Origin of the sequence: uncultured Brevundimonas sp., assembly GCF_937870815.1 — a bacterium.
Classification (GTDB): domain Bacteria; phylum Pseudomonadota; class Alphaproteobacteria; order Caulobacterales; family Caulobacteraceae; genus Brevundimonas.
On the sequence record NZ_CALMZS010000059.1, the window covers coordinates 18,443 to 27,594 of the forward strand.

At 67.2% G+C, this 9,152-nt stretch carries 6 protein-coding genes; 5 read left to right on the forward strand and 1 reads right to left on the reverse strand.

What is annotated here, in order from left to right; genetic code table 11:
* The first annotated feature begins 60 nt into the window (after nt 1-60).
* Complete coding sequence (rpoC, locus tag Q0588_RS03785; RefSeq protein ID WP_298743916.1) at nt 61-4,257, forward strand: DNA-directed RNA polymerase subunit beta'; 4,197 nt, start codon at nt 61-63, stop codon at nt 4,255-4,257.
* Between the two features lie 57 nt (nt 4,258-4,314).
* On the opposite strand, the gene Q0588_RS03790 is transcribed toward rpoC, so the two are convergent.
* Nucleotides 4,315-5,142 (reverse strand): hypothetical protein, encoded by an 828-nt coding sequence (locus Q0588_RS03790; protein WP_298743918.1) that lies wholly within the window; start codon nt 5,140-5,142, stop codon nt 4,315-4,317.
* A 349-nt stretch (nt 5,143-5,491) separates the two neighbouring features.
* On the opposite strand from Q0588_RS03790, the gene rpsL reads away from it, so the two are divergent.
* The 4 genes from rpsL to Q0588_RS03810 all read left to right on the forward strand — a co-directional run.
* Nucleotides 5,492-5,863, forward strand: coding sequence for a 30S ribosomal protein S12 (gene rpsL, locus Q0588_RS03795; protein ID WP_292114874.1), 372 nt, complete (start codon nt 5,492-5,494; stop codon nt 5,861-5,863).
* A 70-nt stretch (nt 5,864-5,933) separates the two neighbouring features.
* Nucleotides 5,934-6,407, forward strand: coding sequence for a 30S ribosomal protein S7 (gene rpsG, locus Q0588_RS03800; RefSeq protein ID WP_056453563.1), 474 nt, complete (start codon nt 5,934-5,936; stop codon nt 6,405-6,407).
* A gap of 141 nt (nt 6,408-6,548) precedes the next feature.
* Nucleotides 6,549-8,630, forward strand: a complete 2,082-nt coding sequence (gene fusA / locus Q0588_RS03805; protein WP_298743922.1) for an elongation factor G — start codon at nt 6,549-6,551, stop codon at nt 8,628-8,630.
* 55 nt (nt 8,631-8,685) lie between these two features.
* On the forward strand, nt 8,686-9,152 hold a 467-nt coding region (locus tag Q0588_RS03810; RefSeq protein WP_298743924.1), incomplete at its 3' end, for a GTP-binding protein.

The window sequence follows — 9,152 nt, forward strand, 5'->3', positions numbered from 1 at the left end:
ACCCCACACCCCAGCCCCCACGCCCTATTTCGCGGCCCCCGCCGCAGCAAGGAAACCAAGATGAACCAGGAAGTCCTGAACATCTTCAACCCGGTCCCGGTCACCCCGACCTTCGACCAGATCAAGATCGCCCTGGCCTCGCCGGAGAAGATCCGCTCGTGGTCGTTCGGCGAGATCAAGAAGCCGGAAACCATCAACTACCGGACGTTCAAGCCCGAGCGCGACGGCCTGTTCTGCGCCCGTATCTTTGGCCCGACCAAGGACTACGAATGCCTGTGCGGCAAGTACAAGCGCATGAAGTACAAGGGCATCATCTGCGAGAAATGCGGTGTCGAGGTCACCCTGGCCCGCGTCCGCCGCGAGCGCATGGGCCACATCGAACTGGCCGCCCCGGTCGCCCACATCTGGTTCCTGAAGTCGCTGCCGTCGCGCATCGCCCTGATGCTCGACATGGCCCTGAAGGACGTCGAGCGGGTCCTGTATTTCGAGAACTACATCGTCACCGAGCCGGGCCTGACCCCGCTGAAGCAGAACCAGCTGCTCACGGAAGACGAATTCTACCGCTACCAGGACGAGTTCGGCGATGACGGCTTCACCGCCGAGATCGGCGCCGAGGCCGTGCGCAACCTGCTGATCGGCATCGACCTGCACGCCGAGGCCGACAAGCACCGCGCCGAACTGGCCGACAGCCCCTCGGAGATGAAGGCCAAGAAGGCCTCCAAACGCCTGAAGCTGATCGAGGCCTTCCTCGAGAGCGGCAACAAGCCCGAGTGGATGATCCTGACCGTGGTGCCGGTGATCCCGCCGGAGCTGCGCCCGCTGGTGCCGCTGGACGGCGGCCGCTTCGCCACCTCGGACCTGAACGACCTGTACCGCCGGGTCATCAACCGCAACAACCGCCTGAAGCGGCTGATCGAGCTGCGCGCCCCCGACATCATCATCCGCAACGAGAAGCGGATGCTGCAGGAGTCGGTCGACGCCCTGTTCGACAACGGTCGCCGCGGCCGCGTCATCACCGGCGCCAACAAACGTCCGCTGAAGTCGCTTGCCGACATGCTGAAGGGCAAGCAGGGCCGCTTCCGCCAGAACCTGCTCGGCAAGCGCGTCGACTATTCGGGCCGTTCGGTCATCACCGTGGGGCCCGAGCTGAAGCTGCACGAGTGCGGCCTGCCCAAGAAGATGGCGCTGGAGCTGTTCAAGCCGTTCATCTATGCGCGCCTCGACGCCAAGGGCCTGTCCGGCACCGTCAAACAGTCCAAGCGGATGGTCGAGCGCGAGCAGCCGCAGGTGTGGGACATCCTCGACGAGGTCATCCGCGAACACCCGGTGCTGCTGAACCGCGCCCCGACCCTGCACCGCCTGGGCATCCAGGCGTTCGAGCCGAAGCTGATCGAGGGCAAGGCCATCCGCCTGCACCCGCTGGTCTGCACCGCCTTCAACGCCGACTTCGACGGCGACCAGATGGCCGTTCACGTCCCGCTGTCGCTTGAGGCGCAGCTGGAAGCGCGCGTCCTGATGATGTCGACGAACAACATCCTGTCGCCGGCCAACGGCAAGCCGATCATCGTGCCGTCGCAGGACATCGTCCTGGGCCTCTACTACCTGTCGCTGATCAAGGAAGGCGAGAAGGGCGAGGGCAAGCTGTTCGCCAACATGGGCGAGATCGACGCGGCGCTCGACGCCGGCGTCGTGTCCCTGCACACCAGGATCAAGGCGCGCTGGACCGAGATGAACGCCGCCGGCGAGACCATCACCAGGGTGATCGACACCACCCCGGGCCGGATGAAGCTGGGCGCCCTGCTGCCGCACAACCCGAACATCGGCTACCGCCTGCTCGAGAAGAACCTGACCAAGAAGGAGATCGGCAACCTGATCGATCAGGTCTATCGCCACTGCGGTCAGAAGGCGACGGTCATCTTCGCCGACCAGATGATGCAGCTGGGCTTCCGCGAGGCGGCCAAGGCGGGCATCTCGTTCGGCAAGGACGACATCGTCATCCCGGCCGCCAAGGCCACCCTGGTCGCCGCCACCCGCACCCAGGTCGAGGAGTACGAGCAGCAATACGCCGACGGCCTGATCACCAAGGGCGAGAAGTACAACAAGGTCGTCGACGCCTGGGCCAAGGCCACGGACAAGATCGCCGATGCGATGATGGGCGAGATCGCCCAGCCGCGCGTGCTGGCCAAGGGTCAGGCCCCGGACATCAACTCGGTGTTCATGATGGCCAACTCGGGCGCCCGCGGTTCGCAGGCGCAGATGAAGCAGCTGGGCGGCATGCGGGGCCTGATGGCCAAGCCGTCGGGCGAGATCATCGAGACGCCGATCATCTCGAACTTCAAGGAGGGCCTGACCGTCCTCGAATACTTCAACTCGACCCACGGGGCCCGCAAGGGTCTGGCCGACACCGCGCTGAAGACCGCCAACTCCGGCTATCTGACGCGGCGTCTGGTCGACGTGGCGCAGGATTCGATCGTCACCGAGGACGATTGCGGCTCGACCCGGGGCATCACCCTGCGGGCCGTGGTCGAGGGCGGCGACGTGCTGGTCTCGCTGGGCCAGCGGGTGCTGGGCCGTTACGCGGCCGAGGACATCAAGGAGCCCGGCACGGACAACGTCCTGTTCCCGGCCGACACCTACCTGCAGGAAGAGGAGGTCGAGGTCATCGACGACGCCGGCGTCCAGTCGGTCAAGGTCCGTTCGGCCCTGACCTGCGAGGCCGAGGCCGGCATCTGCGCCTATTGCTACGGGCGTGACCTGGCGCGCGGCACCAACGTCAACATCGGCGAAGCGGTCGGCGTCATCGCCGCCCAGTCGATCGGCGAGCCGGGCACCCAGCTGACCATGCGCACCTTCCACATCGGCGGCACGGCCCAGGTGGCGGAGACGTCGTTCTACGAGGCGACCAACGCCGGTACGGCCAAGATCGCCGGCCCGACCGTCAAGGCGGCGCACGGCGACCTGGTGGCGATGAGCCGCAACGTCACCATCACCGTGGTGGTCGACGGCAAGGACCGCGAGACCCACAAACTGCCCTACGGCGCCCGCCTGCGGGTCACTGAGGGGGCCGAGGTCAAGCGCAGCCAGCGTCTGGCGGAGTGGGACCCCTACACCTCTCCGATCCTGACCGAGGTCGGCGGCGTGGTCCGGTTCGAGGACCTGGTCGAGGGCCTGTCGGTCCGCGAGGAGACCGACGAGGCGACGGGCATCGCCCAGCGCGTCGTCTCCGACTGGCGCGCCAGCCCGCGCGGCGCGGACCTGCGTCCGGCCATGGGCATCACCAAGGGCGACGAATACGCCAAGCTGGCCTCTGGCTCCGACGCCCGCTACCTGCTGCCGGTGGGCGCGGTCCTGTCCGTGGCCAACGGCGACGTGGTCAAGCCGGGCGAGATCATCGCCCGCGTCCCGACCGAGGGGGCCAAGACCCGCGACATCACCGGCGGTCTGCCGCGGGTGGCCGAGCTGTTCGAGGCCCGGCGTCCGAAGGATTGCGCGGTCATCGCCGAGATGGACGGCCGCGTCGAATTCGGGCGCGACTACAAGAACAAGCGCCGCATCAAGATCACGCCCGAGCCCAATGCGGACGGCGTGCAGGGCGAGGCGGTCGAGTTCCTGATCCCGAAGGGCAAGCACATCTCCGTCCACGACGGCGACCTGATCCAGAAGGGCGACTACATCATCGACGGCAACCCGGATCCGCACGACCTGCTGCGCATCCAGGGCGTCGAGGCCCTGGCCGAATACCTGGTCAACGAAGTGCAGGAAGTCTATCGACTGCAGGGTGTGCCGATCAACGACAAGCATATCGAGGTGATCGTCCGCCAGATGCTGCAGAAGGTCGAGGTCCTGGACGCGGGCGAGACCACCCTGATCCGCGGCGACACGGTCGAGGTGGCGGAAGCCGTGCTGGAGAACCAGAAGGTCGAGAAGCGCGGCGGGCGTCAGGCCACCACCCAGCCGGTCCTGCTGGGCATCACCAAGGCGAGCTTGCAGACCCGCAGCTTCATCTCGGCGGCGTCGTTCCAGGAGACCACCCGCGTCCTGACCGACGCCTCGGTCAACGGCAAGGTCGACACCCTGGAAGGCCTGAAGGAGAACGTCATCGTCGGCCGGCTGATCCCGGCGGGCACCGGCGCCTACCTCCGCGCCCTGCAGAAGGTGGCCAACGCCCGCGACGCCGAACTGACCCAGGCCCGCGAGGCGGCCATCGAGCCGCTTCCGGCCGAGCTGGCGCTGGAGCTGGAGAACAGCGAAGGCTGATCTCCGGGTTCGGGACTGAACCGAAGAGGGCGGCCCCGGCGACGGGGCCGCCCTTTTCTATTCGCGCGGGTAATCGTCGCGCGGCGCCGTCGACCCGGGCGTAAGCGGCACGCCGGCGCCGCGGCGGCCATCGCGCTGCGGCGTGTGGATGTTCTCCGAGGAATCCGGTCGCAGCGACGGATCGAGGTGCGCCCCCGCCACGCCCATGCCGAAGTTGGAGCCCGGGCCTTCCTGCGGTCCGACCACGCCGATGCCGCCGCTGAGCGGTCGCCGCCGGGCCTCGTAGGCGGCCAGGGCGCGGGCGCCTTCGCGGGCGAAGCGGGCGTCGCGCTCGGGATTCCCGGTGCCTTGGATCGGCGCGGCGGCCGCGGCCCGCGCTCCGAAGCGGTCGTCGCAGATCGCGCGCTCTTCCGCGCTCAGCAGCCGGGGTCCGGCGCAGCCGACCGGGCTGGTGCGCAGACTCCGCCCGACCCGGTCGCCCGTGGTCCCGGGCCGCACCTGCCACGGGACCGTGCCCACGTCGGCCGGCGGGGCGGGCGCTCCGGAGGCGGGCGCACGCGGGGTCGGGCTGTCCTCCTCGTCGTCGAGCCTCGGGAAGGGATCGGTCCGCGCAGTTGGAGCGCCCGAATCCGGCAGCACCTGCGACGGTGCGTCCGGGCGCTCAGGCGGCGGCCGCACCCGGGCGACCTCCCCGGGCAGGAGGGGGCGAGGCTCGATCTCGACATAGATGGTGCGCTCAACCGGTTGCGGAGCCGCTTCAAGCCCTATGCCGCGGAGCCCGATCAGGCCCAGCACAAGGGCGTGCAGCCCCACGGACACGGCCATGATCGCCGGCTTGCGCCAGCGTTCGGCTCGCGAGGGCCAGACAAGCCTCGGATCTTGCATCGTGCCTCCACGTCCTCCACCGGCAGTTGAGAGGGCGAGCGTGGCGGTATTGCGGTCCGGTCGCACGCGATCTACGTTGCCGCCGCCCTTGACCTTCCTCGTCCCGGAGCGTAGAAGCCGCCCACTTTCGAGGCGGGCGCGTCAGCGTTCGGCGGGATCGTGACAATCGAACGACCGGGCTGTCGCCCGCCGGAACGCCCGAAGCGCGCGTTCCGGCTTTTCTGTTTGTCGCCTTCGCTGCTCGAAATCAAACCCGGGGCGGCGCATTGCGTCGTCCGAAAAGAAGGCTCACCGGGGCGCTCCGGCCGAAAGGCACACGCCCCCATCGATTGGAAGAGACGAGTATTCGATGCCGACCATCAACCAGCTGATCCGCAAGCCGCGCGCCCCCAAGCCGGCCCGCAACAAGGTCCCGGCCCTGAAGGGCTGTCCGCAGCGCCGCGGCGTCTGCACCCGCGTCTACACCACGACCCCCAAGAAGCCCAACTCGGCCCTGCGCAAGGTCGCCAAGGTGCGTCTGACCACCGGCATCGAGGCCGTGTGCTACATCCCCGGCGAGGGCCACAATCTGCAGGAGCATTCGGTGGTCCTGATCCGCGGCGGCCGCGTCAAGGACCTGCCCGGCGTGCGCTACCACATCCTGCGCGGCGTGCTCGACACCCAGGGCGTCAAGGACCGCAAGCAGCGCCGTTCGCACTACGGCGCCAAGCGGCCGAAGTAGGCGAACCCGCTTCCACCCGATTTTCCCGGTCCGTCCGGGGCCCCAGAGACCGTTTCAGAAGGCCCGTCCCATGTCCCGTCGTCACCGCGCACAGAAGCGCGAAGTCCTGCCGGATCCGAAGTTCAAGGATCTGATCGTCACCAAATTCATGAATTACGTCATGTACGAGGGCAAGAAGGCCGTCGCCGAGAACATCGTCTACGGCGCCTTCGACATCCTGGCCGAGAAGAAGAAGGACCAGGAGCCGGTCGCGACCTTCCACGCCGCGCTGGACAACGTCGCCCCGGCGGTCGAGGTCCGGTCGCGCCGCGTCGGCGGCGCCACCTACCAGGTGCCGGTCGAGGTCCGTCCCGACCGCCGTCGCGCCCTCGCCATCCGCTGGCTGGTCAACGCCGCCCGCAAGCGCGGCGAGAACACCATGACCGAGAAACTGGCCGCCGAACTGCTGGACGCTTCGAACAACCGCGGCACTGCAGTCAAGAAGCGCGAGGACACCCACAAGATGGCCGAAGCCAACCGCGCCTTCAGCCATTACCGCTGGTAACGCCTGCCCGGGGTCGCCCGCGATCCCGTTCTACCGACTATCCGGCGCGGGCGGTTTGAGCTAAATCGCCCGCGCCCGCTTATCCGACATTTCCCCGAGACGCCGTCCGCGGCGCCCGCATTGACCGCAAGGCACGCTCCCATGCCCCGCACGCATAAAATCGAAGACTATCGCAACTTCGGCATCATGGCCCACATCGACGCGGGCAAGACGACGACGACCGAGCGGATCCTGTATTACACCGGCAAGTCCCACAAGATCGGCGAGGTCCACGACGGCGCCGCGACCATGGACTGGATGGACCAGGAGCAGGAGCGCGGCATCACCATCACCTCGGCCGCGACGACCGCCTTCTGGCGCGAGAAACGCCTCAACATCATCGACACCCCCGGGCATGTGGACTTCACCATCGAGGTCGAGCGTTCGCTGCGCGTGCTCGACGGCGCCGTGACGGTGCTGGACGGCAACGCCGGCGTCGAGCCGCAGACCGAGACGGTCTGGCGCCAGGCCGACAAGTACAAGGTTCCGCGCATCGTCTTCGTCAACAAGATGGACAAGATCGGCGCCGATTTCGACAAGTCGGTCGAGTCGATCCGCGACCGTCTGGGCGCCAAGGCCGTGCCGATCCAGTTCCCGATCGGCGCCGAAAGCTCGCTGTCGGGCCTGGTCGACCTGGTCCGCATGAAGGCGGTGATCTGGGACAATGACGGTCTCGGCGCGAACTTCCGCGACGAGGATATCCCGGCCGAGCTGATGGACAAGGCCGTGGCCGCCCGCCAGTACCTGATCGACAACTCGGTCGAGCTCGACGACGAGGCCATGGAGGCCTACCTCGACGGCCAGGAGCCGTCCGAAGAGACCATCAAGAAATGCATCCGCAAGGCGGTGCTGACCGGGGCCTTCTACCCGATCCTGTGCGGCTCGGCCTTCAAGAACAAGGGCGTTCAGACCCTGCTCGACGCCGTGGTCGACTATCTGCCGTCGCCGGTCGACATCCCGCCGACCCCCGGCATCGACTTCAAGACGGAAGAGCCGGTCGTGCGCCGCGCCTCGGACGACGAGCCCCTGTCGGTGCTGGCGTTCAAGATCATGGACGATCCGTTCGTCGGCTCGCTGACCTTCTGCCGCCTCTATTCCGGCAAGATGGAGACCGGCATGTCGCTGCTGAACTCCAGCCGCGACAAGAAGGAGCGCGTCGGCCGCATGCTGCAGATGCACTCGAACAACCGCGAGGACATCAAGGAAGCCTATGCCGGCGACATCGTCGCCCTGGCCGGCCTCAAGGACACCCGCACCGGCGACACCCTGTGCGACCCGCTGAAGTCGCCGGTCATCCTCGAGAAGATGGAATTCCCGGCCCCGGTGATCGAGATCGCCGTGGAGCCCAAGTCCAAGGCCGACCAGGAGAAGCTGGGCGTCGCCCTGGCCAAGCTGGCCTCGGAGGACCCGTCCTTCACCGTCTCGACCGATTTCGAGAGCGGCCAGACCATCCTCAAGGGGATGGGCGAGCTGCACCTCGACATCAAGATCGACATCCTCAAGCGGACCTACAAGGTCGACGCCAACATCGGCGCGCCGCAGGTGGCCTATCGTGAATCGCTCGGCCGCAAGGTCGAGATCGACTACACCCACAAGAAGCAGACCGGCGGCACTGGCCAGTTCGCCCGCGTCATCATCACCTTCGAGCCGGGCGAGCCGGGTTCGGGTTTCGTGTTCGAGAACCAGATCGTCGGCGGGGCCATCCCCAAGGAATACATCCCGGGCGTCGAAAAGGGCCTCGAGTCGGTGAAGGACGGCGGCCTGCTGGCCGGCTTCCCGCTGATCGACTTCAAGGCGACCCTGACCGACGGCAAGTTCCACGACGTCGACTCCAGCGTACTGGCCTTCGAGATCGCCGCCCGCGCGGCCTTCCGCGAGCTGAAGGAGAAGGGCGCGCCCAAGCTGCTCGAGCCGATCATGGCCGTCGAGGTCGTGACCCCCGAGGACTACCTCGGTTCGGTCATCGGCGACCTGAACGGCCGTCGCGGCATGATCCAGGGTCAGGACATGCGCGGCAACGCCACCGTGGTGAACGCCTTCGTGCCGCTGGCCAATATGTTCGGCTATGTGAACACCCTGCGCGGCATGTCGCAGGGCCGCGCCGCCTTCACCATGCAGTACGACCACTATGAGCCGGTGCCGCAGCACGTCGCCGACGAAGTGATCAAGAAATATTCCGCCTAAACACCCCTGAAACACTTAGGATAAAGCCCCCTGTTCAGGGGACGGAGAGAAGAGAATGGCCAAGGAAAAGTTCGAACGCACCAAGCCGCACTGCAACATCGGCACGATTGGTCACGTGGACCACGGCAAGACGACGCTGACGGCGGCGATCACGATGACGCTGGCCAAGGCGGGCGGGGCCAAGGCGATGGCCTATGCCGACATCGACGCGGCGCCGGAGGAGAAGGCGCGGGGGATCACCATCAACACGGCGCATGTGGAGTATGAGACGGCCAACCGTCACTACGCCCACGTCGACTGCCCGGGCCACGCCGACTATGTGAAGAACATGATCACCGGGGCGGCGCAGATGGACGGGGCCATCCTGGTGGTGTCGGCGGCGGACGGGCCGATGCCGCAGACCCGCGAGCACATCCTGCTGGCCCGCCAGGTCGGGGTGCCGGCGCTGGTGGTCTATATGAACAAGGTCGACCTGGTCGACGACGCCGAACTGCTCGAACTGGTCGAGATGGAGATCCGCGA

What these genes read in the sequence shown, in the direction of transcription:
- rpoC (WP_298743916.1), top strand. Translation starts at nt 61, where the DNA reads ATGAACCAGGAAGTCCTGAACATCTTCAACCCGGTCCCGGTCACCCCG.
- Q0588_RS03790 (WP_298743918.1), bottom strand. Translation starts at nt 5,142, where the DNA reads ATGCAAGATCCGAGGCTTGTCTGGCCCTCGCGAGCCGAACGCTGGCGC.
- rpsL (WP_292114874.1), top strand. Translation starts at nt 5,492, where the DNA reads ATGCCGACCATCAACCAGCTGATCCGCAAGCCGCGCGCCCCCAAGCCG.
- rpsG (WP_056453563.1), top strand. Translation starts at nt 5,934, where the DNA reads ATGTCCCGTCGTCACCGCGCACAGAAGCGCGAAGTCCTGCCGGATCCG.
- fusA (WP_298743922.1), top strand. Translation starts at nt 6,549, where the DNA reads ATGCCCCGCACGCATAAAATCGAAGACTATCGCAACTTCGGCATCATG.